The organism is Candidatus Margulisiibacteriota bacterium (assembly GCA_041658645.1).
Taxonomy (GTDB): Bacteria; Margulisbacteria; WOR-1; order O2-12-FULL-45-9; family XYB2-FULL-48-7; genus JBAZZV01.
In genome coordinates this window covers 105,685-130,308 of sequence record JBAZZV010000002.1, presented here as the reverse complement: position 1 = coordinate 130,308, position 24,624 = coordinate 105,685, and the positions used below count along the sequence as shown (strand labels likewise).

23 protein-coding genes, 7 tRNA genes and 1 pseudogene are annotated in these 24,624 nt (G+C 51.7%); 28 read left to right on the top strand and 3 right to left on the bottom strand.

Going from position 1 to position 24,624, the window contains the following annotated elements; all coding sequences use genetic code 11:
* Positions 1–32: 32 nt before the first annotated feature.
* A pseudogene (gene lexA / locus WC903_02240) lies at positions 33–605 on the bottom strand (transcriptional repressor LexA).
* 186 nt (positions 606–791) lie between these two features.
* Here lexA and WC903_02235 point away from each other — a divergent pair.
* The 5 genes from WC903_02235 to WC903_02215 all read left to right on the top strand — a co-directional run bounded on the left by WC903_02235 (position 792) and on the right by WC903_02215 (position 3,633).
* Positions 792–878 (top strand) — tRNA-Ser (locus WC903_02235).
* 61 nt (positions 879–939) lie between these two features.
* Positions 940–1,025, top strand: a tRNA-Ser gene (locus tag WC903_02230).
* Between the two features lie 93 nt (positions 1,026–1,118).
* Complete coding sequence (locus WC903_02225) at positions 1,119–1,463, top strand: four helix bundle protein (GenBank protein ID MFA5892769.1); 345 nt, start codon at positions 1,119–1,121, stop codon at positions 1,461–1,463.
* Between the two features lie 128 nt (positions 1,464–1,591).
* Positions 1,592–1,667: transfer RNA gene (locus WC903_02220), tRNA-Asp, on the top strand.
* Positions 1,668–2,913: 1,246 nt separating this feature from the next.
* Positions 2,914–3,633, top strand: a complete 720-nt coding sequence (locus WC903_02215) for a hypothetical protein (GenBank protein ID MFA5892768.1) — start codon at positions 2,914–2,916, stop codon at positions 3,631–3,633.
* An 18-nt stretch (positions 3,634–3,651) separates the two neighbouring features.
* On the opposite strand, the gene WC903_02210 is transcribed toward WC903_02215, so the two are convergent.
* Positions 3,652–3,915, bottom strand: coding sequence for a hypothetical protein (locus tag WC903_02210; GenBank protein ID MFA5892767.1), 264 nt, complete (start codon positions 3,913–3,915; stop codon positions 3,652–3,654).
* A gap of 269 nt (positions 3,916–4,184) precedes the next feature.
* Here WC903_02210 and WC903_02205 point away from each other — a divergent pair, with 269 nt between their 5' ends.
* The 11 genes from WC903_02205 (at position 4,185) to WC903_02155 (ending at position 9,730) form a co-directional block, all read left to right on the top strand.
* Positions 4,185–5,030 carry a hypothetical protein gene (locus WC903_02205; GenBank protein ID MFA5892766.1) on the top strand — a complete coding sequence of 282 codons (846 nt, stop codon included), beginning with the start codon at positions 4,185–4,187 and terminating at the stop codon, positions 5,028–5,030.
* 15 nt (positions 5,031–5,045) lie between these two features.
* Positions 5,046–5,351, top strand: a complete 306-nt coding sequence (locus tag WC903_02200) for a DUF6804 family protein (GenBank protein ID MFA5892765.1) — start codon at positions 5,046–5,048, stop codon at positions 5,349–5,351.
* 14 nt (positions 5,352–5,365) lie between these two features.
* Positions 5,366–5,581, top strand: a complete 216-nt coding sequence (locus tag WC903_02195) for a hypothetical protein (protein MFA5892764.1) — start codon at positions 5,366–5,368, stop codon at positions 5,579–5,581.
* 49 nt (positions 5,582–5,630) lie between these two features.
* Positions 5,631–6,377, top strand: coding sequence for a hypothetical protein (locus WC903_02190; protein ID MFA5892763.1), 747 nt, complete (start codon positions 5,631–5,633; stop codon positions 6,375–6,377).
* A gap of 299 nt (positions 6,378–6,676) precedes the next feature.
* Positions 6,677–6,749 (top strand) — tRNA-Lys (locus WC903_02185).
* Between the two features lie 6 nt (positions 6,750–6,755).
* Positions 6,756–6,828: transfer RNA gene (locus WC903_02180), tRNA-Phe, on the top strand.
* A 53-nt stretch (positions 6,829–6,881) separates the two neighbouring features.
* Entirely contained in the window at positions 6,882–7,421 is a 540-nt protein-coding gene (locus WC903_02175) for a hypothetical protein (GenBank protein ID MFA5892762.1), read from the top strand.
* The gene (locus tag WC903_02170; protein ID MFA5892761.1) at positions 7,418–8,059 is read left to right on the top strand and encodes a hypothetical protein; all 642 of its coding nucleotides are present in this window, start codon (positions 7,418–7,420) and stop codon (positions 8,057–8,059) included. The genes WC903_02175 and WC903_02170 overlap by 4 nt, the downstream gene beginning before the upstream one ends.
* Positions 8,060–8,073: 14 nt before the next feature.
* Complete coding sequence (locus tag WC903_02165; protein ID MFA5892760.1) at positions 8,074–9,558, top strand: tetratricopeptide repeat protein; 1,485 nt, start codon at positions 8,074–8,076, stop codon at positions 9,556–9,558.
* Positions 9,559–9,561: 3 nt separating this feature from the next.
* Positions 9,562–9,634: transfer RNA gene (locus tag WC903_02160), tRNA-Thr, on the top strand.
* A gap of 23 nt (positions 9,635–9,657) precedes the next feature.
* Positions 9,658–9,730: transfer RNA gene (locus WC903_02155), tRNA-Thr, on the top strand.
* Positions 9,731–9,897: 167 nt separating this feature from the next.
* Here the strand turns inward: WC903_02155 and WC903_02150 are convergent.
* Entirely contained in the window at positions 9,898–10,944 is a 1,047-nt protein-coding gene (locus WC903_02150; GenBank protein ID MFA5892759.1) for a hypothetical protein, read from the bottom strand.
* A 153-nt stretch (positions 10,945–11,097) separates the two neighbouring features.
* On the opposite strand from WC903_02150, the gene holA reads away from it, so the two are divergent.
* From holA to WC903_02090, 12 genes are read left to right on the top strand one after another with little or no spacing between them, the layout of a single operon-like run.
* Positions 11,098–12,036: a DNA polymerase III subunit delta gene (holA, locus tag WC903_02145; GenBank protein MFA5892758.1), complete on the top strand. Its 939-nt coding sequence runs from the start codon at positions 11,098–11,100 to the stop codon at positions 12,034–12,036.
* Position 12,037: 1 nt separating this feature from the next.
* A complete protein-coding gene (locus WC903_02140) occupies positions 12,038–13,690 on the top strand; it encodes a penicillin-binding protein 2 (protein ID MFA5892757.1) in 1,653 nt (550 codons plus the stop codon).
* The gene (gene trpS, locus WC903_02135; protein MFA5892756.1) at positions 13,647–14,627 is read left to right on the top strand and encodes a tryptophan--tRNA ligase; all 981 of its coding nucleotides are present in this window, start codon (positions 13,647–13,649) and stop codon (positions 14,625–14,627) included. Before WC903_02140 ends, trpS begins: the two co-directional genes overlap by 44 nt.
* Positions 14,624–15,406, top strand: a complete 783-nt coding sequence (locus tag WC903_02130; GenBank protein ID MFA5892755.1) for a segregation/condensation protein A — start codon at positions 14,624–14,626, stop codon at positions 15,404–15,406. The genes trpS and WC903_02130 overlap by 4 nt, the downstream gene beginning before the upstream one ends.
* A complete protein-coding gene (gene scpB / locus WC903_02125; GenBank protein ID MFA5892754.1) occupies positions 15,375–15,926 on the top strand; it encodes an SMC-Scp complex subunit ScpB in 552 nt (183 codons plus the stop codon). The genes WC903_02130 and scpB overlap by 32 nt, the downstream gene beginning before the upstream one ends.
* Positions 15,927–17,039, top strand: coding sequence for a DNA-processing protein DprA (gene dprA / locus WC903_02120; protein MFA5892753.1), 1,113 nt, complete (start codon positions 15,927–15,929; stop codon positions 17,037–17,039). It abuts the gene before it with no gap.
* The gene (locus tag WC903_02115) at positions 17,036–19,582 is read left to right on the top strand and encodes a cation-translocating P-type ATPase (protein ID MFA5892752.1); all 2,547 of its coding nucleotides are present in this window, start codon (positions 17,036–17,038) and stop codon (positions 19,580–19,582) included. The genes dprA and WC903_02115 overlap by 4 nt, the downstream gene beginning before the upstream one ends.
* A gap of 53 nt (positions 19,583–19,635) precedes the next feature.
* Entirely contained in the window at positions 19,636–20,898 is a 1,263-nt protein-coding gene (locus WC903_02110) for a CBS domain-containing protein (protein ID MFA5892751.1), read from the top strand.
* Entirely contained in the window at positions 20,895–22,139 is a 1,245-nt protein-coding gene (locus tag WC903_02105; GenBank protein ID MFA5892750.1) for a divalent metal cation transporter, read from the top strand. Before WC903_02110 ends, WC903_02105 begins: the two co-directional genes overlap by 4 nt.
* Positions 22,140–22,191: 52 nt before the next feature.
* A complete protein-coding gene (gene accC / locus WC903_02100; protein ID MFA5892749.1) occupies positions 22,192–23,541 on the top strand; it encodes an acetyl-CoA carboxylase biotin carboxylase subunit in 1,350 nt (449 codons plus the stop codon).
* 3 nt (positions 23,542–23,544) lie between these two features.
* Positions 23,545–23,940 carry a transcription antitermination factor NusB gene (gene nusB, locus WC903_02095; protein ID MFA5892748.1) on the top strand — a complete coding sequence of 132 codons (396 nt, stop codon included), beginning with the start codon at positions 23,545–23,547 and terminating at the stop codon, positions 23,938–23,940.
* A gap of 23 nt (positions 23,941–23,963) precedes the next feature.
* Positions 23,964–24,620, top strand: coding sequence for a riboflavin synthase (locus WC903_02090; protein MFA5892747.1), 657 nt, complete (start codon positions 23,964–23,966; stop codon positions 24,618–24,620).
* Positions 24,621–24,624 lie beyond the last annotated feature (4 nt).

Genomic DNA, 24,624 nt, shown 5'->3' with positions numbered 1-24,624 from the left:
GGCGACGAATGTTTATCGGACTTAACGATCTCAACAACGACTCCTTGAATATTTACCCTTTGTGGGGAGAATATCATTGGGGGCATAGTTGAGTTAGCTGGTTGAAGTCGAATGTTTTTGTTTTCTTTGTACAGCTTTTTTAGGGTTACTGCTTGATTGTCTATTAAGGCAACAACTTTTTCCCCATTATTGGCCGTTGACTGGCTTTTTACTATAATGATATCGCCATCATTAATGTTTTCATCTGTCATGCTATTGCCAGAAACACGTAGCGCGTAAAACTCACCATTTTGAGTTAATTTTGATTTGGGAATGGCAATTATTTCTTTTTCCTGAATAGCTTCAATGGGTTCACCGGCGGCAATGGTTCCAAGCAAAGGCATACTAATTAACTGTTCATTATCATAAAGACTAATTGCGCGTGGCTGGTTTTCCTTTTTTTTTAGCAATCCAAGCGCTTCCAATGCTTTAACATGATGATGTGCCGTTGATACGGAAGAAAGTTTAAGATGATCCTTGATCTCCTCAAGGGAAGGGGCATACCCTCTCCTAAGTTGATGGTTTTTTATAAAGTCCAGGGTCTGTTTTTGCCTCTTGGTGATCATTTGACCTTCACTTACCTTCGCTTGACTTTCGATTCATTTTCGATTGACCTAATTATACCTGCGTCCTTGCGCGGCAGTCAAGCGATTATTCCTAAGGCGGGCTTGAAAAGCAAGCTAACACAACTTATAATAAGTGAAGCTTGCAAAAAATAAACTAAATTGTTAATGTGAGCGTTCGTTGAGCGAGGAGGGATGGCCGAGCGGCTGATGGCGCTAGTCTTGAAAACTAGTATGCCCGCAAGGGTATCGGAGGTTCAAATCCTCCTCCCTCCGTTTCGACCTTATATTTCGGATTTAGAATTTAGGATTTAGGATTTCGAGCGATAGCGAGCATGGAGGGGTACCCAAGTGGTTCAAGGGGACGGTTTGCTAAACCGTTAGTACCGTAAGGTAGCGAGAGTTCGAATCTCTCCCCCTCCGTTTATTAAGTCTTGAGAGTGAGTGTGAGTAGTTAGTAGTTAGCGGACGACGCTCAAGACTCAAGACGCACACTCACACTAAGTACTATTTATTATGTTTGATTTTGAAAAACTGAAGGTTTATCAGAAGGCCAAGGAAGCACGGAAGCTTCTATTCGCTCTTTTGGCCAACAGCCACCACGTCGATAAAGCCCTTTTTGATCAGCTTAAAAGGGCAGCGCTAAGCATAGTTCTCAATATAGCCGAAGGAACCGGCAAATCGTCAAGCGCCGATAAGAAAAACTTCTTTACTATCGCGCGCGGGTCAACCTACGAGGTAGTCGCGATCATCGACTTGTTATCTGATGATAAAGTGATCAACGAACTGCAACAAAAGGAATTGTATGCCGTGTTTGAAGAGATCTCGAAGATGCTCCTGGGGCTGATCAATTCAATTTAAAAAGTTACATAATACACCTTTCCAACATCCCCTTTAGCTGGTATAATAATTTTTTGAATGATAATTGATAAAGTGACAGTTTCTAAGTTATTAGTTATCGGTTATCGGTTATAAGTTGAGGTTCGCGCGGGCCCGTAGCGTAGTCTGGTTTAACGCGCCTGCCTGTCACGCAGGAGACCGAGGGTTCAAATCCCTTCGGGCCCGTTCTCCTTCGCCCTCGTCCCGACTATTCGTCGGGACTCGTGGCTACGGAGAACAAGTTTAGTTTCTTCTCGTATGTTCTGTCCCGCAGGAGACCGAGGGGTTCTCCCGCCCTCATTAATATATTTTGATATAGTGGAACGGCGGGATCCCGACGTTTCTATTATTTATATATTAATGTCCGTCGGGGAAATCCCTTTGGGCCAGTTTCTTTTATTATGCATTACTATTGTTTGGGTGTATAATTCAATTTGTCAACCATTCAGATTATCGCTAAAGTACTTAGGGTTCGGATTGAAGAACTTTTGAAATAGGGATGGCATAATATGAATAAAAAGCAAACGGTTATATTGTGGATATTAGGTATTTCATCTTCATTCTTTTTTATTTTATTTGGACTATGGAATTCAAACGTTTATTCGTTAGAGGGCCTATTAATAAAACTCCTTATGTTTTTATTTATTGTATTTTTACCATTTACAATTATTTTGGGTATTCTCTTCTATTCCTTTCGTGATAAAAACATTTAAATGAAAAAGAAGGTTATTAAACTTACTATTCCCGGGGATAACCCCTTCGATGTCAAAAAATAATAAAAAGCATTGACAAGAAGGCCATTCAAGAAAAACCTGTTTCTAAAAAGAAAGTAAGAATAGTTGCCGTTCACGGCAGGGCGGGGATTATGCCGGGGATGGGTGGTTGCCCTGAATGGCAAACCATAATGTTTGTGTTCAATATTGCAGAGATAATCAAATTCCTTTTTGATTTATACATAGAGTATCGTATGGTTAGCAAAAATTGTCCTTTTGTTTTTCCATTAATATTTGAGAGCGGGAAACGAAAGGTTAAAATAAATATGCAAAAATCCCTCTCCAAAAAAGATTTCGATAAAATAGTTGACCTCTATATTTAGTTGTCAAGGACCTCTGCAGCGATAAGCCACACTTCTGACTAATGCCCGAAGGATCGAGTGTTAAACGTATTAACAAGGGAAAATTAACGGCTTGTGTCTTTTCGTTGATTCTCTCACTTGTCTGTTTTCTAACAATCTTCTAACAATTAATTTAGAATAGTTGTTTGCTGGGGAAAGCTTGTTGGTTTAAACAGAGACAGGGAAAACGTAAGGGCAAAAATGCGTGGCAAAGGATGGGGAGAAAGAGGATAAATAATAAACTTGACCAGGCTTTCTATTGAAGTATAATCAGGATGTAGTTGAGTGAGTTGGTGGTATTTATTAGGAGGTGCCAATATGAAAAAAACAATTTGTCTTTTTGTCCTTATAATATTAGCTTTAAATATAATCTTTTCAGGCGCAGCTTTAGCACTGGATATGCAATATGGGCAATTAAAGGTGTTATCTAAGGGGCCAGCATGCTACGTGTTTGTAGATGAAGAAAAGTCAGGAGAAACCCCTCTTTTTCTCGAAGAAGTTGTTGCTGGGTCCCATTCAATTAGGGCTGTTGAAACAAAATCACTGAAGACCAAATATGAAAAGCTAGTCGTAATTAAATCCGGAGAGCTAACGACAATAATGGTTGATGATGAGAACTATTCCCCATCAACTAATCAATATTATTCGGGCAGTTCCGACAGAATGTTGTCAAATTTAAGTTTATATAGCTCAGAAAAGAAAGACCCGGGGATATCCGCGCTACTTTCTTTTCTGATTATTGGGGGTGGTCAAGTTGTCAATGGGAATTGGCCGAAAGCAATAGGATCTTGGGTTATTGCTATTGCTTCATACAGTGGGATGACTGCAAAATCCTATAATTATTACGGCACCAGCACTAATAATTCGAGCGGAACTTGGGCATTAGTTTATATTGCCAATTGGTTTTATTGGACTTATGATGCATACGCAGACGCGGACGATCAGAATAAAAAATTGAAAATTAAATATGGCATATCATCATTTAATCAACTTGAAGATAACACTATAAAAATATCCCTATATAATACAACTTGGTAGCACTCAATCGGGGGAATGCTAGGAACTCAGGATTATTCCGACTTTCTTTTTAAGTATTGATAGTTCATTGGGGCTTATTGGAATGACTTCCCAACGAGTTTGATTCTCGTTTATATGTATTTGTTCGATTGGTTCAGTATGTTTCCAGCCCGTTTCGCTGAGGATTTCGATCTCTTTAGCAATTCGCCTGAGTTCATTTATCCTCTCTACTTCTTTATCGGGCAGGATTATTGATGTCCCTTTATGCCCATCGCCAAATGATATGTGTAGACTGTAAAACATTTCTCAGACTCCCTTTGTATAAATATTCATTTTCCCAATTCTTCAAAAACAAGTATGTTGGAATTATAGATATGGAGCAATGAAAATTCAAGGCATTTCTTCTTTTATTTCTGTTTTCTAACAATTTATTTTGAATGGCCCATCCGCATAGTATGCCTATCGAGATCGGTAGGTAGCGTATGAATTACTAGAATAGTATAATCCTATCAAGAGTGGCATATAATTTATGTAGCATAGGGCCATTTTTGTGCATGAAGGGGGAACCATAAGTGAATAGCAAAAATAGCTTAATCTCCCATATTGAAGAACTGATTCGATCGGTTGTAGTAATTGTATTTTTTGTTGGTGGGCTTGGGGGTAGCGTTGTCGCGGCTTATACTGAAGGGAGCTTTTATAAGAATCTTGCTGCAATCTCTTTCCTCCCATATTTTAATATGTTGCTGTGGCAGTGGCCCTGGGGCGGAAGGGTGGAAAACTGGAAAATACCGTTATTTAAATTATTGGGAACTACGCTCTCAGTTGTATTTCTTGTCCTTGTCTTCGTAATCCCTGACTTAGCTATTTCGATTGGTTTATTGGCCGTATCTATTAGTTATATTATCTTCTTCGTCGTTCTTTGGTGTTTTTGGTTCATGGATAAATATATTATGGGCAAAAATGCATCAGAAAGACTTGAAGTGGTTGCCATACTCGTATTGCTTGCTATTCCTATTATTACATTAATGTTATGGAAAGAGACCTTATTTGGGTCGTTATGTCTTGGAACCTATTTAGTCCTTCTCGTTGCTTATTTGTTTTTGTCGACAATTCTTTATATATTTTATAAATTAGTTGGGAGGGATCTGGTTAGCATTCCTTTATTTGGAATCAAATATCTAAACGAGTATGCTTTGATCGTTGGATGCGGGATTGGCTTAACTATATTGTTTATGTTTGGACTTGAGCGAGTGCTATTCTTTCTTCCTAATGATTGGGGTTATTATAGCGATGAGAACTATCATTCTTACAGACAAGACATAGCTTTGTGGGGTGGAATAGCTATGTCTGGAATATTTATTTATCTTTTAAATAAGGTTTCCAACAATAGCGGGTCTCGCAATGAGGGGAACAAGTAGGTAAGGAGGGGACCAATGAACTATTTAGTGCCAATATTAGCTATAATTATGTTATTAGTTGCAGTCCCGGTAGGCATGCCATACGGATATTATATCCTTTTAAGGTGGTTTATTTGTGGAGCATCGGCTTATAATACTTATTTATCTTATGAACAACAAAAGAGGGTTTTTGTTTGGATGTTTGCTCTTCTCGCTATATTGTTTAATCCTATATTTCCAATATATTTAGATAAAGAGTTATGGGTTATTATTGATTTCATATCAGTGGTCATATTCTTTGTATCTCTGTTTATAATAAAGCCCATAGCCCCGAATAAATAGGAGGAAGACATAGAATGAAAAAGCTTGTATTAATGGCTTTGATTTGTTCTCTTTTGGCTTTTACTTCATTTGCAAAAAGTGTCCGTGTTAGCGGGCATATTAAAAAGAGCGGGACTTATATTGCTCCTCATTATAAGACATTCCCAAATAGAACTAAGATTGATAATTGGCCAACAAAGGGGAATGTTAATCCATATACAGGTAAAAAAGGTGCAAAAAGGATTTATTAAAATAGGTATGGTTTAGCGCTCAAAAATATTGTCTGATAGGTTGCTAAGTATGTTAAAACTTAATTTGTTTGAGAATGGCGTTGACTCAATTAATCATGGCGTTAAGCATTTCGCGGAATCTGACTATAAGCAAGCCATCCTTAGTGTTTATCAGGGGGTCGAGCTCCTCCTTAAGGAATCTCTTCGTAGAATAAGTCCGGAATTAATTTATACGGATAAGAAACCGGTGCACACGGGCTCGCACACAGTAGATTATAAAGAGCTACTTAATCGTTTGAGGGAATGCGATTTAACAGATGACGACAAAGCAGATCAATTGAAATTCCTGAGAATCGAAAGAAATAACATACAACATTATGAGGTGCATCTAAGCAAGGAAGATGCCGAGTGGATATTGGGGAAGGCGTTGAATTATATCTGTGTGTTTTCAAGCGAGAAACTGGGCGTGGAAATAGAAGACCAGGTTAGCGATGCGGACTGGAAGAAAATCGAAGAGTTAGTGTTTTCTTATGAGGAAAGAGACAAAAAAGCTAAGTCGAGAATGGGGGACGATACGCCCTATGGGAAAGAAGGCTCATCCTATACAGAGCTTGAATGCCCATATTGTTTGAATGAAACAATTTTAGTTAATCTGGATAGTAAGGTAGATGAGGCTGATTGTTATTTTTGTCATCAGAAGGCAACTGTCTTGGAATGCCCTAGATGTGGCACAAAGTATGCCATTATGAAAGAAGACAAAGCGGAAAAACAAGACTCGCCCTGCGATGCTTGCTTCGAAAGAGAGATGGGCCGTTAGGCCCTATTCAAGCATAATTATTAATTTCTTAATATCCTTCAAACAATCTTTTAACAAACACAATCAAACTGCTTTAAAGCCATTTCAAACCACCTTGAAACAGGGTTATCCTTCGTGATACACTTATTTCAAGAGGGGTTTGAGTCGCCTGTCACGATAGATGCTGAGTGTTCTCCCGCCCTCACTATTATATTTAATATAGCGGAGCGGCGGGATCCCGACGTTTCCATTATTTTAAATTAATAATGTCCGTCGGGAAAATCCGGCCGGGCCCGTTTATGTTATAATAAAGTCAGCGCGACCCGCTAGCTCATCAGGTAGAGCACTTGCCTTTTAAGCAAGTGGTGGTGCGTTCGAGTCGCACGCGGGTCAAAAAATGGCGCGGTAGCTCAGTTGGTAGAGCGCTGCCCTGAAAAGGCAGGCGTCGCCGGTTCAATTCCGGCCTGCGCCATTTTTTGCCAGCTGGCTTACCTTATACTGGAGATCAGAGGGAAGGAGAAAAAGATGAACCCAAGCTTGACCCAGGTTTTAGCCGGCACGACCAACGCCGCGCCAGCCGTACACCTTAACCCGTTTTTCCTGGCGGTCGGCCTGGTCGCTTGCCTGGCGGCCGCGATGTCGCTGGCCTGGCGCCGGCGGAGCCGAGGTTTGTCTTCGGTCATTGGCCCGGCCCCTGTCTTGGCCGACCGGGGCCAGGAAGAGAAGCTCGAGAAGCTGGCTTTCATCGTCGACCAGCTCAAGATCGATAACCAGCAGCTCTCACTGCAGAATACCGAACTCTCCGGCCAAGTCCAGGGGGTCAACGGCTGCCTGAACGACCTGAAACAGACCCGCGATGTCCTGGAAAAAAGCAATCTGGTCTTAAGCAAAGAATGTGAAAAGCTCCGGGCGCAAAAAGAGGAGCTGGTCTTGAAAGCTTCTGTCCCGTTGGTCAAGGCGAAGGGGCGGGCCAAGCCGGCCGCGCCTAAAAATTCCGCCTCAGGCGGAAAAATCATAAAGGGGGTAGTCCGAAAACCAGGCAGAGTTTCGCGCAAAACAAAATGAAGCGAATTCTCTTAGTCTCTTTATTCTGTCTGGGCTTGCTGGTGGTGGCTCGGGCCGAGTTCTCTTTTTATTTGATCGACAATTTCGAGTCCGGTAAACCGGACAAGTGGTATAAGTTCGGCGAGGTCAAATTACTGGTTGACAAAAACCCTTCGCTCGAAGGAACGGTCCGGGACGTCATTGCCGAATCATGCGGCGACTACTCGCTCCAGCTGAAAGGGCGGGCGACCAACTGGTTTGCCGGCGGCATTGGCACCGATATCTTTGCTGACGGGACGCCGTTCACCCGGCTGCAGATGGACGCTTACGGTAACGGCCACGCCGGGAGGATCAAGATCGAGCTCTTTGATGACGATAACGGCAACCTGGTGCTGGAACAGGACCCGGCGCGCGATTGGCTGGCGACGAGTGATGATAAGTGGGTCGCCGAGGTACCAATCCTCGGTCCGGGTTGGACCAGGATCTCCATTCCGTTCTCGGCCTTTCGGCTGGACAATCCCGGCCATGGGGATGGGGTCTGGAACCCCGACCATAAGGACGGTTCGGGCGGCTTGCTCAAGATCCAGTTGACCTTATTAACGGATAAACCGCAGGGCGAGGTCGAGGTGGCGCTTGACAACCTGCTGCTGACATACTGATGAGGAGGAAAAAAATGAAAAGAAGCTTAGTTTTGCCGGCGGTTATCATGTTGCTGGCCGGATTCGCCTGCCTGCCGGCAGGCAGGGTCTGGGCGGCCGATGCGGTAATTGACCGGGAGAACATGAGCCTCAAGGCGGGTCCGACCCAGCCGGGTGAGGGGCTCTCGCTGGTTTGGGTCGAAGCGCTGGTCTATCCCAAGACGGTTAGGGAAGAACGGGTCATTTCGCTCGGCGTCAGGACGGCCAACCAGGTCAAATCGGTCAAGGCGCTCTTTGATTTTAGCTCGGAGCGGATCGAGCTTTCCAGCAAGGATGGCGTCGCTTGGAGCAGTGCCTATAAGCTGCCGGCCAGGGTTGGCGCGGGTGTCCACGTGGTGCGCTATCAGATCGCTGGTGAACGCGGTGCCATCCAGCGGACGGTCGAGTTTTTCGTGGAACGGCCGTCAGCGACCGCATCAAAGGCAAGTAATGTTTCCCAGGGAGAAGCTTTTGACAATGCTGGCTGGCCGCTGACCGTGGTTGCCACCTGCTCGGCGGTCTCCAGCGACTCACGACGGGTCCTTTACCAGGGACAGGTCCTGACCGCGCTCTCCAAGATGCTGTGGTATAAGGTCGTCTTTGACGACGGTAAGGAAGGCTGGGTCTCCTCGGCCAACGTCAAAGAGCCGACCGAAGATCTTTTCCGGCTCGGCTGCCAGGCCTACAACGGCCAGAATTACGCGGCCGCCGTCAAACACTTCAAGAACGTGGTTAACGTCGATGCCCGCCAGGCTAAAGCTCATCTCTGGCTGGCCAAGACCTACCTGGCCCAGAATAACCTGTCGGCTGCCGGCGAGGCGCTGGGAGAATCACTCCGCCTCGATGACCGGGATATGGAGAGCCGGAAAACGGCTAACGACATTGCCCAGAAATTTTATGATCAGGGGAACTATTCATTCCGCTTCCGCCGCTACCACGATGCGGTGGCCAATTACCGCCAGGCGGTCGATCTGCGGCCGGACCTGACCCAGGCCTATGTCAGGCTGGGTGAAAGTTTGCGCTCCCTTGGTCTCAGGGAAGAAGCGCGTGACGCCTGGAAAGAAGGGCTGAAGAACGATCCGGAGAGCGTTGCTCTGCACTCTTTCCTCGGGCGAGAGAGAATAGCGGGGACGGCCGTCAAGCCAGCCGTCACGGGGCCGGTTGCCAGGGGACAAGGCCGGACAGCAGTCTCGGCCCTGGTCGCGGATGATTCGCTGAAGATTGTCCTGGGCCAGAAGACCAGCAAGGGGACCCGCCTCGAATCGGCCATCAAGTCGGTCGTCGCTCTGACCAAATCGCTCGGCACGCCGGTCGTGGCCAAAGGTTGGCAGATCCGTAAAAAGGGTGAAAAGTCTGTCGTCAAATATGTTTGTGAACAGAGCGGCGGCGCGCTCGAGACCTTTGACTGGCTGGTCGATGTTGATACCCGCCAGGTTTTGCCCGGCAACGATAACGCCCGTTTACTGATGAGCCGTTGGTAGGTCGCCGGTGTAGCTCAGTTGGTAGAGCAGTGGTTTTGTAAACCACAGGTCGTGGGTTCGATCCCCTCCGCCGGCTTTTTGCATCGGGACTCAGTTTGGGCCGACGTAGCTCAGTTGGTAGAGCAGCTGTTTCGTAAACAGCAGGTCGCCAGTTCGATCCTGGCCGTCGGCTTTTTATTGGGGCAACTGATCGCCAGTTCTCCCGACGACAATATATAATATGGAATGCCGGGATCCCGATGATTTCATTATTATTATATTTATAATGTCCATCGGGAGATTCTGGCCGTCGGCTTTTTTTGGTTGGGTGTCTTCAGTGTTGAGGAGTTCATTCTTGTTTTAAAGGCCCAACTCTAACTTTAATACTTTTATTTTTTTTCTAACAATTTCGAATTCGGAATCTTTAAAAGCACTGATAACGCGTCCCATATCACTTTTGCTTCCAATGGCATAGACTGCATCGCTAACTTTGCTCAAGGCTATTAGCTGCACTAAATGTGATGGGTCAGAAGAGAATTCAAGCAAAATATTGACCGCTAATTGAAAATCGCCATAATGATTATAATTGCTTACAACATCAACAAGATTAACTCCGGCTACTCGCTCCGCCGGGCCGGAAGATGCAAGCAGCGTTGTAATAGAATGCGCCTCTTTCTGGTCGGTTAAATCTTCCAGGCAAAAACTGTCCCAGTCAATTCTCTGGATCGATATCCCGTGTTGGAGATAAGTTTTCAAGCGGAAGTCATTTTGCTCGGGTGGCGGATCATCTGTCCCAAACAAACAGTCATTGAAAAAAATAAAAGGAGAGTGCCAAACAAAATGAGGAATAGCATTTTTAATATCATATTGAACGATCCCTTCATGCGAAAGAATATAGTTTCTGCTAATTCCCAGACCCTGCAAAAAAAGGTTGGCGCAACTGGTCAGATCTTCTATGGATGGCAAGCAATAGCCTGAAAAAGGATGGCTATGTATTTCGACATCACTGTATTCTCCCTGTCCAGGTAAATCAACCCCTTCATCATCCCCCTCAACCAGCAACCATGTTTGAGTTCCAAAAAAACGAAAAACACTGATTTCCCTTCCCAAACGCAAAATCTGATGCCGTTCCTCCTGAATTGCTTCAAGAACATTACTGTCTGCAATTTGATCCACTCTGCCAACAGTTGGTGATTTTTTCATGCGTGAGATCGCTTCACCAAGTAGAATAGGTGGTCTTTCACAGAGAGCGGACCAGCCTCCCTCTTTTAAAAAAGAGCGTACTTGTTCCAACCGCATATTCCAAAAAGCGGTGTCTAATTTTTTCTTTGTTGCTGCAGAAAAGCGAGCAACAGGCAAGGGTCCGATGGAAAGGGAGATATTGTTATTTATCGCGGACGTCACCATGATTTATTATCGATACAAACTCGCTTGAATTTCAACTTTAGCATTAAAACTATGGGAGCAAAATCCTTGCCTTTAGGGATAAATGACAATCCATTCAAATTGCTATATAATTTAAATTAAATTCAAGCTGGGAGAGTTCAGTTAACCTATAACATGAAAAAGCAGGTGGCGATCTACTGTTTCTACGGCGAAGAGGACTGGCTCATCGATGAGCAGGTCGCTCTGCTGAAAAAACAGGTTACCATGCCGGATTTCAACCTCGAGCATCTGGATGGCGCCAATTTATCCCTCGAAAATTTTTCGGCCGCCCTTTGCACCCAGACCTTGCTGGGCGGCGACCGCCTGGTCATCATCGACCGTTTCAAGGTCCCGGCCGAACAGCAGGCTCAATACATCGCCGCCCTGCAGGGGCTCCCGCTTGGAGTGACGGTCGTTTTCCGCCGGCCGGAGAGCGATAAGCGGACGAAACTTTTTAAATGGCTGGCTGAACATGCCGAGTGCCGCGAGTTCCGCTCTTTTGCCCCTTGGCAGGGGCGGGAGCTGATCGCTTGGCTCAAGGAGCGGACGCAAGGGCGCGGCAAGGTGATGTCGGACGGGGCGGCGCGGATATTACAAGAAATCTCCGGTTCCAGCCTCCGGTCTCTGGATAACGAGATCGAAAAGATCGTGACCTACGTTGGCGAGCGGACGGAGATCAATGAGGACGATGTTGAAAAGCTCGCCTCGCCTGGTGAGGTCAATGCTTTTGCCCTGCTCGACGCGCTGCGGGCGAAAAATGCCCGGCGGGCGCTGGATATCTTCCAACTCCTGCTCCGCAATCGCGAAGACCTCTTCCAACTGCTCGGCTTGCTGGCCTGGCAGTACCGGATCATGCTCCAGCTTAAGGCCCAGCCGGCGGGCGGGGCGCCGGGCCAGGGGATCGCGGCCAGTCCGTTTTTCGTCAAGCGCTGCCTCGAGAATTTGGGCCGTTTTAATCTGGAAGAGTTAAAGGGGATCATGTCTAAGTTGCTGGCCACCAACCTCAAGCTGAAGAGCGGCGAACACCAGGCGATGCTTTTTGAAATAATGCTCCTGGAACTGTGCGGGAGCTAAGATGAAAGAGGGCAAGCGCTTCCGGCTCCTCTTCGGCCTCTTCCTGGTGATCCTCGGCGTGATCTTGTTACGGCTGGTCTGGCTGCAGATCATCCAGCACCGTTTCTTCCTCGAAAGATCACAGGAACAGCGGACCAGGATCATCAACCTGGCGGCCAATCGGGGAGATATCCTGGACAGCCGCGGGCAGATCCTGGCGACCTCGATCGATACCTTTTCCATTTTCAAACAGAAACACGGCTTTGCCTGGATCGCCCGGCGTCTCCCCTTGGCTGAAGCCGAAAAGGTCAAGGCTAGCGCGCCGGACGACTACATTGTTGTCAAAGAAAAGAAACGGATCTATCCGAAGAACCGGCTGGCGGCCCAGCTGATCGGTTTTGTCGGTTCGGAGAACCAGGGTTTGTCCGGGGTCGAGCTGGCCTGGGACAAATACCTCAAAGGGAAAGAAGGCCGGGTCGTGACGGAAGGTGATCCGGAAGGGCGCGAGCTCTACGGCGCCCTGCGCACGATCGACCCCGGCGAAGACGGGATGAACGTGACCCTGACGATCGATGAGAATCTCCAGTACGCGGCCGAACGCGATCTAACCGAACAGGTCCGGTTGATGCGGGCGCAGTCCGGAATGCTCATTGTCATGGACGTCAAAAGCGGCGAGATCCTGGCCCTCGCTTCCAAACCGGATTTTGACCCGAACGAATATAAGAAAGCCGATCGCCGGCTCTGGCATCCGCGCTTCCTCGATCCATATGAGCCGGGTTCGACCTTCAAGCTGATCACGGCGGCCGCTGGGCTGGAAGAGCGGGTGATCTCCCCTGCATCCAGGCTCAAGGCGCTCAACCGGCTGGAGATCGGCGGCAAAGTGATAGAAAATTCACACCAGATCAAATGGACCGGCCCGGACATGTCGCTGGCCATGATGCTCGAGCAATCGATCAACACCGGCGCGGCCCAGATCGGCATAAAAATGGGGCCGGAAAAGTTCTATAACCGGCTCAAGCAGTTCGGCTTCGGCCGGGTGACAGATTTTGGCCTGGACGGCGAGTCGCGCGGGATCGTCCGCCGCTGGGATAACTGGTACAAGCCCGACGTGGCGATGATCTCCTTTGGCCAGAGCATTGCCGTCACTCCCTTGCAGCTTCTTTCCGCCGTAGCTGCTTTTGCTAACCACGGCCGGGTAGTCAAACCATTTGTTATCAAGCGGATCGCCAGCAATGACGGCCAATTTATCAAGGTCTTTTCCCGGGAAGAGCGGGGGAGGCCGGTTTCGGAAGCGACGGCCAAGGAGATGCTGAAGTTGATGTTCTGCGTCGTTATGAACGGTTCCGGCCGGCGGGCCCAGCTGGCCGATTTCAAGGCCGGCGGCAAGACCGGGACGGCGCAAAAAGCGGCCCCCGGCGGGCGCGGTTATCTGAAAGGCCATTTTATCGCCTCGTTCATCGGCGTCGCGCCGCTGACCGATCCGAACCTGATCGCCCTGGTCATCCTCGATGATCCGCAAACGACGATCTGGGGAGAAAGCGCTGCCGGGCCGCTCTTCAAGTCGGTGGTCAGCTACGCGCTCCGCTATTTGAACGTCAAACCCGACAATGCTATAATACCTTCGGAAAGCAATGAGCAAAAAAAGAGTTCTATCGGGTATCCAACCGACGGGTAGGTTGCATCTCGGCAACCTGATCGGCGCCGTTGAGAACTGGGTCAAGCTTCAGGCCAAATACAATTGTTATTTTTTTATTGCCGACCTTCATGCCCTGACGACCGCTTACGCTGAAACGGCCAATTTGCGCGAAGATATCAAGCAGGTGGCGATCGACCTCCTCTCGGCCGGTCTGGACCCGGAACAGTGTGTCATTTTCAAGCAATCGGACATACCGGAACATGCTGAACTCCATCTCCTCTTCTCGATGATCACGCCGCTTCCCTGGCTGGAGCGGGTGCCGACCTACAAGAGCAAGATCGACGAGCTGAAGGAGAAAGACCTCGGCACCTACGGTTTTCTCGGTTATCCGGTCCTGCAGGCGGCCGACATCTTAATATATAAGGCCGATCTGGTCCCGGTCGGCGAAGACCAGCTCCCGCATCTCGAGCTGACCCGGGAGATCGCCCGCCGTTTCAATTATCTTTACAAGGAAGTCTTTCCCGAACCGCAAGGGGCCCTGACCGCTTTTCCCGTCCTCCCCGGTCTGGACGGCCGCAAGATGAGCAAGTCTTACCGGAACACGATCGCCATCTCCGACCTGCCGGAGACGATCAGGAAAAAGATCGGCATCATGGTGACCGACCCGGCCAGGATCAAGCGTGACGACCTGGGCCATCCCGAGGTCTGCCCGGTTTATGCTTATTATCAGGTTTTCGCCAAAGAGCGCGCCGACCAGGTGGCCGTGGAGTGCCGTTCAGCCAAACGGGGCTGTGTCGACTGCAAGAAAGAATTAGCCCAGTTGCTGGTCGATTATCTGGCGCCGCTCCATGAGCGCCGTAAAGCTTTTGAACAACAACCGGACTTGCTGGCTAAGGTTTTGCTTGCCGGTGGAGAGAAGGCGAGAGCGGTTGCCGCCGCCACCCTGCGCGAAGCCAAGGAGGCGATCGGTTTATGATCACGGCCGAGGTCAGCTACCGGGTCAAGACCGAGGTTTTCGAAGGCCCGTTCGATCTCCTCCTCAAGGCGATCGACGACGGGCAAGTTGATATTTTCCGCGTCTCGCTGGCCCAGATCACCGCGGCCTATATCGATTACTGGCGCCAACAGGCGCCGAGCCTGGTCACGGCCGGTGATTTTCTTTACCTGGCCGCTTACCTGATCGAGCAAAAGACGCGGGGGCTCTTGCCGGCGCGCGAAGAACTGACCGCGGAGGCGGAAGAAACGGCCGTCCTGGAGGACTCGCTGCTCGCCCATATTCAGGAGTACCAGCTCTTCAAGCAGGTCGCCCTGGGCCTCAAGGAACGGAAAGACGTTTTTGCCCGCATTTACAGCCGGCATGAGGGTGAGCCGGTCGACCGTGAGATCGATCTGGTCGATATTTCCCTGCGCGACCTGGTGGTCGCTTTCCAAAAAGTCTACCGCGAGGCGGCCCAGCGCGAAAAGATCGTCGAGATCGTGGCCGAGGAGGTCTCGCTCGAGGAGCGGATCGCCGAGATCAAACGGCTGGTGGCGGACAGAGCGGACGGCTTGCCCTTTATTGAACTCTTCATCCGCCAGACCAGGTTGGAAGTAGTTGTCACCTTCCTGGGGATCCTGGAACTGGCCAAACAGCGCTTTATCCGGATCACGCAGGACAGGCGCTTCGGCACCATTTTGGTTTTTGCCCGACTGGACGTAGAAACAGTTATGGAGGTTAGTGCAAGTGGAACCGAACCAAGCGAAACAGGTAATTGAGTCTTTATTATTCGTTGCCCGCGAGCCGCTCTCGCTGGCGCAGTTGGAAGAGGTCATGGCCGCGCCGCGCGAGTTCCTGGCCGGAATGCTGGAAGAGCTGATCGCCGACTACTCGGCCAAAGGGATCCAGATCGTCAAAGTCGCCGGCGGTTATCTGATGGGGACCAATCCGGACAATGCCGAGTTCGTCAACCTGATCCTCCATCCGCGGGAAGAGACCCGTCTTTCCCACCAGGCGCTCGAAACATTGGCGATCATTTCTTACAAACAGCCGGTCACGCGGGTGGAAGTGGAGCGGCTGCGCGGGGTCGATTCCGGTTACATCCTCGAATCGTTGATCGCCAAAAAACTGGTCAAAGAAGCGGGGCGGAGCGAGGCGGTGGGACGGCCCTACCTGTACGCGACCTCGGAAGATTTTCTCCGTCATTTTGGCCTGCAGACCCTGACCGACCTGCCGGCCCTGCCGGCTTCGGAAACGGACCAGGAAAACCTCTTTAAATCGGCCTTGCAAGAGAACTAATTGCTTAGAGAACTCAAATACTGGTTAGGCCTCAATAATATCCCCGAACTTGGGCCGGTGACGATCAAGCGGCTCTGGAAACATTTTGGCTCGATCGAGCAGGTTTGGCAGGCGACCGACTTTAGCGGGATCGAGGGGCTCCGGCCCAGAGCGATCAGTTCTTTTCTGGCTAACCGGGACAAAGTCGATCTTGACGCGGAATTGGCTAAAGTCGAGGCGGCGCAAGTTAAAGTGCTGACCCTGGCTGACGACGATTATCCTGAACTCCTCAAGCATATCTACGATCCGCCGCCAGTCATTTATTATCGCGGCGAGATGTTACAACCAAGCGAAAGATCTATTGCCATTGTCGGGACAAGGCGAGCCTCCCGTTACGGCCTGGCCACGGCCAGGAAACTGGCGAGTGAACTAGCGGCGCTCGGGATCGTCGTCGTCTCCGGTTTAGCCCAGGGGATCGATGCCGCCGCTCATCAAGCGGTCGTGGCGGCGGGCGGGAGGACGATTGCTGTTTTCGGGACCGGGGTTGACGTCGTTTTTCCGGCGGACAATAAGTCCCTGGCTGAACAGATAGAAATGTCCGGCGCCCTGGTCTCGGAATTCCCGTTGGGTGAGCGGGGCGATCGGAGTAATTTTCCCCGACGGAACCGGATCATCTCCGGCCTCTCGCTCGGGGTCATCGTGGTCGAAGGTGATTACAAGAGCGGGGCGATGATCACGGCCAAGGAAGCGCTGGAGCAGGGACGGGAAGTCTTTGCCGTCCCCGGGAACGTCGGCCTTGAGGGGTCCAGAGGGCCGCACTGGCTGATCAAGCAAGGGGCAAAACTTGTGGAAACGGTTGAGGACGTTTTGGATGAGTTAAACCTCCAACTTCAAACATCCAACCTCAAAACAAATACCAAAACCCAAACAACAATATCCAAGCCGGAAAATTTAAGCCCGGAAGAAGAGAAGATCTTTGCGGTTATATCTCATGAGCCGAAGCATATTGACGCGATCGCCGTTGAGGTCGGTGTCTCCTCGCCGCAGGCGGCCAGTATCTTGATGATGCTCGAGCTCAAGAAGATCGTCCGGCAATTGCCGGGGAAGATGTTCATTGGCGTGGGGGCGGAATGAACGAAACTGAAGTGAACGCTCTGACCGGGCTGACCAAGGCGGAAGTTGACGCCCGGCTGAAGAAAAACGGCTACAACGAGCTCCCTTCGCAGAAACGCCGCAATCCGCTGCAACTCCTTTGGCATGTCGTCCGCGAACCGATGCTCTTGCTGCTGCTCGGCAGCGGCTTGATCTATGTCGTCCTCGGCGAATTAAAGGACGCCCTGATGCTCCTCTCCTTCGTGGTGGTCGTCATCGGGATAACTTTTTACCAGGAGAGAAAAACTGAACGGGCTCTGGAGGCGTTGCGTAACCTTTCGTCACCCCGAGCGCTGGTCATCCGCAATGGGGAACAGCTCCGGATCCCGGGCCGCGAGGTCGTGGTCGGCGACATTATCATGCTGCGCGAAGGGGACCGCGTTCCGGCCGATGCCCGGCTGCTATTTAATAGTAACTTGATGCTCGACGAATCGTTGCTGACCGGTGAATCGCTGGCGGTCGGCAAGAGCGAGTGGGATGGCCGGAGCAGCTCGCAGCAACCGGGCGGGGAGGGCCTCCCCTTTGTTTATTCCGGGACGATGGTCGTGCAGGGGCGGGGGGTCGGCCAGGTTTTTTCCACCAGCGCCGGGACCGAGATCGGCAAGATCGGCCGGGCGCTCGAATCTATCCAGGAAGAATCAACCCTGCTCCAAAAAGAGACCGGCCAGATCATCAAGTCTTTTGCCCTGGCCGGCCTGGTCCTGTGCGCCCTGGTCATTGTGGTCTATGGCTTGACCCGGGGGAGCTGGATCAATGGCTTCCTGGCCGGTCTGACCTTGAGCATGGCGATGCTGCCGGAAGAGTTTTCCGTCGTCCTGCTGATCTTTCTGACCCTGGGGGCGTGGCGCCTTTCCAAACATCAAGTCCTGACCCGCCGCATGCCGGCGATCGAGACCCTGGGGGCGGCGACCGTCCTCTGCGTCGACAAGACGGGGACCTTGACCCAGAACACGATGACCCTGGGGACGCTCTACGTCGGGAACGAGTTGTTTTCGGCGGCCGCCGGGCAACGACTGCCGGACCAATTTCACAACCTGATGGAATACTCTCTCCTGGCCAGCCAGCGCGACCCTTTTGACCCGATCGAAAAAGAGATCAAGGCTTGCGCGGAGAACTGGCTGACCGGGACCGAACATCTTAACCAGACCTGGCAACTGGTCAGGGAATACCCGCTCTCCAAGGAGCTGTTGGCGCTGTCGCATGTTTGGGCGTCGCCGGACAAACAGCATTATGTCATCGCCGCCAAAGGAGCGCCGGAAGCGATCGCCGACCTCTGCCATTTAAGCGCGGCGGAGAAAGAGTCGTTGGCCAGGACCATTGCCGAATTGGCAGATAAAGGACTGCGCTTGCTGGGGGTGGCCGAGGGAGCTTTCGAACGGACGGAATTGCCGGCCCAGCAACATGATTTTCCTTTTAAATTCATCGGCCTGATCGGTTTTACCGACCCGATCAGGAAGACGGTGCCGCCGGCGGTCAAGGAATGTTACGAGGCCGGCCTGCGGGTGATCATGATCACGGGTGACTATCCCGGTACCGCCAAATATATCGCCCGGCAGATCGGACTGAAAAACTCTGATGAAGTGATCACCGGACCGGAATTGATGGCGATGGACCGGCTGGAACTGCAGGCGCGCATCAATTCCGTCAATGTCTTTGCCCGGGTCGTGCCGGAACAGAAATTAAATATCATCAACGCCTTGAAGGCGAATAATGAAGTGGTGGCGATGACCGGTGACGGGGTCAACGACGCCCCGGCCCTGAAATCGGCCCAGATCGGCGTGGCCATGGGGGCGCGGGGGACCGATGTCGCCAGGGAGTCGGCCGATCTCGTCCTGCTCAATGATGATTTTTTCTCGATCGTGGCCGCGGTCAGGATGGGGCGGCGGATCTATGACAATCTGAAAAAAGCGGTCGCCTATATCTTTGCTGTCCACGTGCCGATCGCCGGGCTCTCCCTTTTCCCGATACTTTTCCACCTGCCGATCGTCCTCCTGCCGGCCCACATCGCTTTCCTCGAACTGGTCATTGATCCGGCCTGTTCGACCGTTTTTGAGGCCGAACCGGAGGAGGGCGGGACCATGCGGCGGCCGCCGCGCCCGCTGAACGACCGGTTATTCGACCGCGCTTCATTATTGATCAGCTTATTACAGGGTTTGAGCGTACTGGCGGTCGTGATGGTGATCTTCCTGCTGGCCCTTTATCTTGGTAAGAGCGAAGCGGAGGCGCGGAGCCTGACCTTTGCCACAATGGTCTTTGCCAACCTGATGCTGATCCTGACCAACCTCTCCTGGACGCAGAACATCGTCACGATCGTCCGGCATAGGAATACCGCTCTCTGGTGGGTAATGGGGGGGACCCTGGCGGCGCTGGCGATCGTCCTCTATACCCCTGTTCTGCGGGACCTTTTTCACTTTGAGGTCCTGCATGTGAACGATCTGTTGGTTGCCTTGTTTGGCGGGGCGGCCAGTTTAGCCTGGTTCGAAGGTCTAAAACTTGTGGGGAAGAGCTTTCCCGCGCGCCGCTAGACCACCATTCATTTTGGTTGCCAGATAGCCAATATCGGGTTACAATAACGATCATGGTCCTCTTCTCAGAAATGTTCGTTTCCGAATTGATCGGCGACCCGGTCGTTGACCGCGTCCAGGAGAGCGTCGGACGGGTCAAAGATATTATCATCACCTTGGGCGAGTCTTTCCCCCGGGTCACAGCTTTGCTGATCGCCCTGGCCGGCGAACAGAGTGGCGAGAAGGTCTTGCTGATCGGCGAGATCGACCTGATCGGCAAACAGTTCTGCTCCACCCGCACGACCAAGGAGCGCGTCCCGTTAACTTCACTCCGTGAAGGTGAGGTACTTCTCCTCCGCGACGTCATCGACCAGCAGATCGTCGACCTCGACGGCGCCCGGGTCATCCGGGTTAACGACTTGAAGCTGGCCAAGGTCAACGAAGATATCCGTTTGATCGCGGCCGATGTCGGCCTGAGCGGGATGCTGCGGCGGCTCGGTTTACTGGGGATCGTCAGTTGGTTTTACGGCCTATTAAAGAAAAACGTTCCGGAACAGCTGATCGGCTGGGACCATGTCGAAAACCTCTCCGGCGGCAAGATCGCCGTGCCGACCAAGACGATCACCGATCTCCACCCGGCGGACGTTGCCCAGATCATTTCCCAGGTCCAGACCGACAAGCGGACCGAGATCTTCTCCGCTCTGACCGAAAAGACGGCGGCCGAAGCGCTCCACGAGCTGGAGCCGATGCTGGGAGCGGTCCTGATCGCCACCCTTGATACCAAAAAAGCCCTCGGCGTCCTGGAAAAAATGCCGGTCGATGAAGCGGCCGATATCATCGGCGACCTGCCGGCGGAGAAAGCCGAAGAACTGCTCCGCCTGATGCGGGTCAGGAAAGCAGGCGAGATCCGCAAACTCCTCAAACATCGCGATGAGACGGCCGGCGGCCTGATGACGACCGAGTTCATTACCCTTGACCATGGCCTGACCGTCGAGCAGGTGATCGCCAAACTGCGCGAACTTGCCCCGGATGCCGAGACCATCTACTATCTTTACGTGGTCGACGAGGGGATGAGGCTGGTCGGGGCCCTCTCTCTGCGCCGGCTGATCATTTCACCGCCCTACAAGCCGATCACCGAGATCATGATCCGAGAGCCCTTTGCCATTTCAGCCGAGATGAACCAGCGCGAAGTGGCCGACTTCATGTCCAAATATAACCTGCTGGCCGTGCCGGTCGTTGACGCGGAAAGAAAGATCCTCGGCATCGTGACCGTTGATGACGTCATGGACCTGATCCTGCCGCCGATCTCGCGGCGCAAGAGGCAGACGCTCGGATGAAGTTTAAGAACTGGAATTACTGGAAGCTCCGCTGGCTGATCTTCCTGTCGGTGGTCGGTCCGGGGATCATCACCGGCACGGCAGACAACGACGCCGGCGGGGTGGCGACCTATTCGATCGCCGGTGCTCACTTCGGCTACCAGATGCTTTGGATCCTCATCCTGGTGATCTTTATGCTTTATGTCACCCAGGAAATGGGGATGAGATTGGGGGTGGTTACGGGGAAAGGGCTAGCCGATCTGATCCGGGAAAGGTTAGGCTTGCGTTTTTCTTTGATCATCATCGGCCTGGTCTTTGTGGCTAATTTCTCCAACATTCTGGCTGACGTGGCCGGGATCGCTTCCGTGGCCGATATTTACAGCATTCCCCGCTTGATCTTTGTGCCGATCTTTATCGGTTTGATCTGGTACATTATTCTTAAGGGAAGTTTTAACTTTGTGCAAAACATTTTTATGACCTCTTGTATCTTGTTCTTTTGTTATATTGTTAACGGTTTTGTCGCCCGGCCGGATATACCGGCGATGCTGCACGGCGTTTTTGTCCCCACCTTGCCGCTTAATCGTGATTTTCTTTTCCTGGCCACGGCCTCGATCGGCACGACCCTCACTGTTTGGGGGCAATTTTTTGTTCAATCCTATTTTGTCGATAAGGGCGTGGGTAAAAAATATATAAAAAGCGCCCGCTTGGATATTTTTTTCGGCTCGCTGTGGTGCGGGGTAGTGGCCTTCTTCATTATTGTTTCAGCGGCGGCCACCTTGCACGTGAAGGGGACCCCGGTCAATAGCGCGGTCGATGCGGCGTTGGCGCTCGGTCCCTTGTTGGGCGACTTTGCCAAGCACCTTTTTGCCTGGGGGTTGTTGAACGCTTCTTTGCTGGGGGTTTGCGTGATCTCGATGGGTACGGCTTATGCCTTGACCGAGGTGCTAGGCACCGAACGGAAGGTTAACGCAACCTTCCGGGAAGCTCCTTTGTTCTATTCGATCATCGGGTTTTGTCTTTTGGTCAGCACCTTATTGGTCTTTATCCCCAACTTCCCGATCATTTTTGTTTTGACCGCTTCCCAAGCTTTGAACACTTTGATCTTGCCGATCCTTTTTTATGTTATTTTGAAACTGATCAATGATAAAAAACTGATGGGCGCCGACGCTAATGGGCCGATCTTCAACGCTATTTCCTGGTTGACGATAATTTGTTTTACCGTCATTTCTTTCTTGATGCTTTACTTCACTTTCTTCAGGTGAGCGCTGGCCCCGGCCTTGCGGCTTTGGAGTTAACATGATAAAATCTCCTCCCATGTTCAAGAAGATACTGATCGCCAACCGCGGGGAGATCGCCGTCCGGATAATCCGGGCCGCCAAAGAGCTGGGGATCACCGCCGTCGCGGTCTATTCCGAAGCGGACAAGGACGCCCTCCACGTTAAGATCGCCGATGAGTCCTACTGCATCGGCCCGGCCGCTCCCGGCCAGAGCTACCTCAATATCCCGAGCATCATCAGCGTGGCCGAGGTCTCCGGCGCCGACGCCATCCATCCGGGTTACGGCTTCCTGGCCGAGAACGCGAAATTCGCCGATATCTGCGCGGCCAACGGGATCGTTTTTATCGGCCCGCCGATCGACGCGATGCAGCGGATGGGGGACAAGGCGACGGCGCGCAAGACCGTCGCCAAAGCCGGTGTGCCGACCGTGCCCGGCTCCGACGGGACGATCGCCGACGAAGGGGAAGCCAAGCGGGTTGCCGACAAGATCGGTTATCCGGTCGTCATCAAAGCGACGGCCGGGGGCGGGGGGCGGGGGATGCGGGTCGTCTGGCAGGGTGATGAATTCGTCCATCTGATGCGGACGGCGCGGGCCGAGGCCGGCGCCGCCTTCGGTAATCCGGAGGTCTACGTCGAAAAGTTCATTGAAGAGCCGCGCCACATTGAGGTGCAGCTCCTGGCCGACAAGCACGGCAACACCATTTATCTCGGGGAACGCGATTGCTCCATCCAGCGCCGGCACCAAAAACTGGTCGAGGAATCGCTCTCGCCGGCGATCGATGAGAAGACCCGCCGCAAGCTGGGTGAGTCGGCGGTCAAGGTGGCCAGGGCGGTCAATTACTTCAGCGCCGGGACGATCGAATTTCTCTTTGACCGGCACGGCCACTTTTATTTCATGGAGATGAACACCCGCATCCAGGTCGAACATCCGGTCACCGAAATGATCACCAATATCGATATCATTAAAGAGCAGATCATCATAGCGGCCGGAGAAAAACTGCTGATCCGCCAGGGCGACGTTAAATTTCAGGGCCACGCGATCGAATGCCGGATCAATGCCGAAGACCATACCCGCAACTTTATGCCATCCCCTGGTGAGATCAAGGCTTATCATGCCCCGGGCGGCCCGGGCATTCGGGTCGACAGCCATGCTTTCTCCGGCTACGTCATCCAGCCGCATTATGATTCGCTGGTCGCCAAGCTGATCGCCTGGGGCAAAGACCGCCCCGAAGCGATCCAGCGGATGGCCAGGGCGCTCGATGAATTTGTCATTGACGGCATCCACACGACGATCCCTTTCCACATCAAGGTCTTAAAAAACGAAGCTTTTAAGCGCGGGGACGTCACGACTAAATTTATCGAAGAGCATTTTGGGGTCGGTGGTTAGCGGATGGGTAAGCGTTCAACCTCCCGCCGCCTCGCTATGCAGGCCATCTACCAGGCCGAAGTTGCCGATACCACGATCGAGACCGCGCTCCAGAACCTCTTTGCCGCGGAAAAGCTGATCCCCGCCACGGAAAAGTTCGCGGTTGAATTGGCCGGGCAAGCGTGGGCGGAGCGGGCGGAGAGCGACCGGGCGATCACTAAACTCTCCAAAGATTGGCCGCTCGACCGTTTAGGCCGGGTTGACCACAGCATTCTCCGCCTGGCCCTGTGCGAGCTGCGCGCCGGCGAATTGCCGGCCTCGGTGGTGATCGATGAGGCGGTCGAAATGGCGAAAAAGTATTCCAGCCAGGAGGCCGCCAAGTTCATCAACGGCATCCTCGGCGGGTATTTGAAAAACTAGCCTTTCTGTGATAAAATAATTCCATGTTCACGGGGATAATCGAGCAAGTAGGCACGGTCGTCTCGCTCATCCGGACCGGTTCGGCCGCCAAGCTAGCCATAGCTGCCCCCAAGCTGTTCGACGACGTTAAGATCGGCGATAGCGTCGCGGCCAACGGCGTCTGCCTGACCGTGACCGCCGTCCGCCGTGATTTTGCCGAATTCGACCTCTCGGCCGAAACACTCAAACGCTCGACCTTTACTTTTATCCGCATTGGCGACAAACTAAACCTGGAAAAAGCCCTGCCGATCTCCGGCCGTTTGGGCGGCCATTTGGTCAGCGGCCACATTGACGGGACGGGGGAGATCAGGCACAAGGTCGGCTCGGGCGAGGGGTTGGAACTGCATCTCTCCGTGCCGAGCGAACTGATCCAATACCTGGTCCCCAAAGGGTCGATCGCCGTCGATGGCGTCAGCCTGACGGTGGCCGATTTCCGCGACGGGCTGGTCCAGCTTGCCGTTGTCCCGCATACCCTCAAGACGACCACCCTGGGACAGAAGGCGATCAGTGACCGGGTCAACATTGAGGTCGATATGCTCTCCAAATACATTGAGAAGCACCTGCACGGCGAACCGCGCGGCATCTCGGAAGAGATGATGATGCGGGCCGGTTTTATGCCTCTCGGCTGGTCGGATAATTAAGAGC

Excerpts from the sequence above, each read along its gene's own strand:
- WC903_02210 (MFA5892767.1), bottom strand. The coding sequence starts at position 3,915 with ATGTTTTACAGTCTACACATATCATTTGGCGATGGGCATAAAGGGACA.
- WC903_02150 (MFA5892759.1), bottom strand. The coding sequence starts at position 10,944 with ATGGTGACGTCCGCGATAAATAACAATATCTCCCTTTCCATCGGACCC.
- WC903_02225 (MFA5892769.1), top strand. The coding sequence starts at position 1,119 with ATGTTTGATTTTGAAAAACTGAAGGTTTATCAGAAGGCCAAGGAAGCA.
- nusB (MFA5892748.1), top strand. The coding sequence starts at position 23,545 with ATGGGTAAGCGTTCAACCTCCCGCCGCCTCGCTATGCAGGCCATCTAC.
- WC903_02090 (MFA5892747.1), top strand. The coding sequence starts at position 23,964 with ATGTTCACGGGGATAATCGAGCAAGTAGGCACGGTCGTCTCGCTCATC.
- accC (MFA5892749.1), top strand. The coding sequence starts at position 22,192 with ATGTTCAAGAAGATACTGATCGCCAACCGCGGGGAGATCGCCGTCCGG.
- WC903_02115 (MFA5892752.1), top strand. The coding sequence starts at position 17,036 with ATGAACGAAACTGAAGTGAACGCTCTGACCGGGCTGACCAAGGCGGAA.
- trpS (MFA5892756.1), top strand. The coding sequence starts at position 13,647 with ATGAGCAAAAAAAGAGTTCTATCGGGTATCCAACCGACGGGTAGGTTG.
- holA (MFA5892758.1), top strand. The coding sequence starts at position 11,098 with ATGAAAAAGCAGGTGGCGATCTACTGTTTCTACGGCGAAGAGGACTGG.
- WC903_02215 (MFA5892768.1), top strand. The coding sequence starts at position 2,914 with ATGAAAAAAACAATTTGTCTTTTTGTCCTTATAATATTAGCTTTAAAT.
- WC903_02175 (MFA5892762.1), top strand. The coding sequence starts at position 6,882 with ATGAACCCAAGCTTGACCCAGGTTTTAGCCGGCACGACCAACGCCGCG.
- WC903_02190 (MFA5892763.1), top strand. The coding sequence starts at position 5,631 with ATGTTAAAACTTAATTTGTTTGAGAATGGCGTTGACTCAATTAATCAT.
- WC903_02110 (MFA5892751.1), top strand. The coding sequence starts at position 19,636 with ATGGTCCTCTTCTCAGAAATGTTCGTTTCCGAATTGATCGGCGACCCG.
- WC903_02140 (MFA5892757.1), top strand. The coding sequence starts at position 12,038 with ATGAAAGAGGGCAAGCGCTTCCGGCTCCTCTTCGGCCTCTTCCTGGTG.
- WC903_02170 (MFA5892761.1), top strand. The coding sequence starts at position 7,418 with ATGAAGCGAATTCTCTTAGTCTCTTTATTCTGTCTGGGCTTGCTGGTG.
- WC903_02200 (MFA5892765.1), top strand. The coding sequence starts at position 5,046 with ATGAACTATTTAGTGCCAATATTAGCTATAATTATGTTATTAGTTGCA.
- WC903_02105 (MFA5892750.1), top strand. The coding sequence starts at position 20,895 with ATGAAGTTTAAGAACTGGAATTACTGGAAGCTCCGCTGGCTGATCTTC.
- WC903_02195 (MFA5892764.1), top strand. The coding sequence starts at position 5,366 with ATGAAAAAGCTTGTATTAATGGCTTTGATTTGTTCTCTTTTGGCTTTT.
- WC903_02130 (MFA5892755.1), top strand. The coding sequence starts at position 14,624 with ATGATCACGGCCGAGGTCAGCTACCGGGTCAAGACCGAGGTTTTCGAA.
- WC903_02165 (MFA5892760.1), top strand. The coding sequence starts at position 8,074 with ATGAAAAGAAGCTTAGTTTTGCCGGCGGTTATCATGTTGCTGGCCGGA.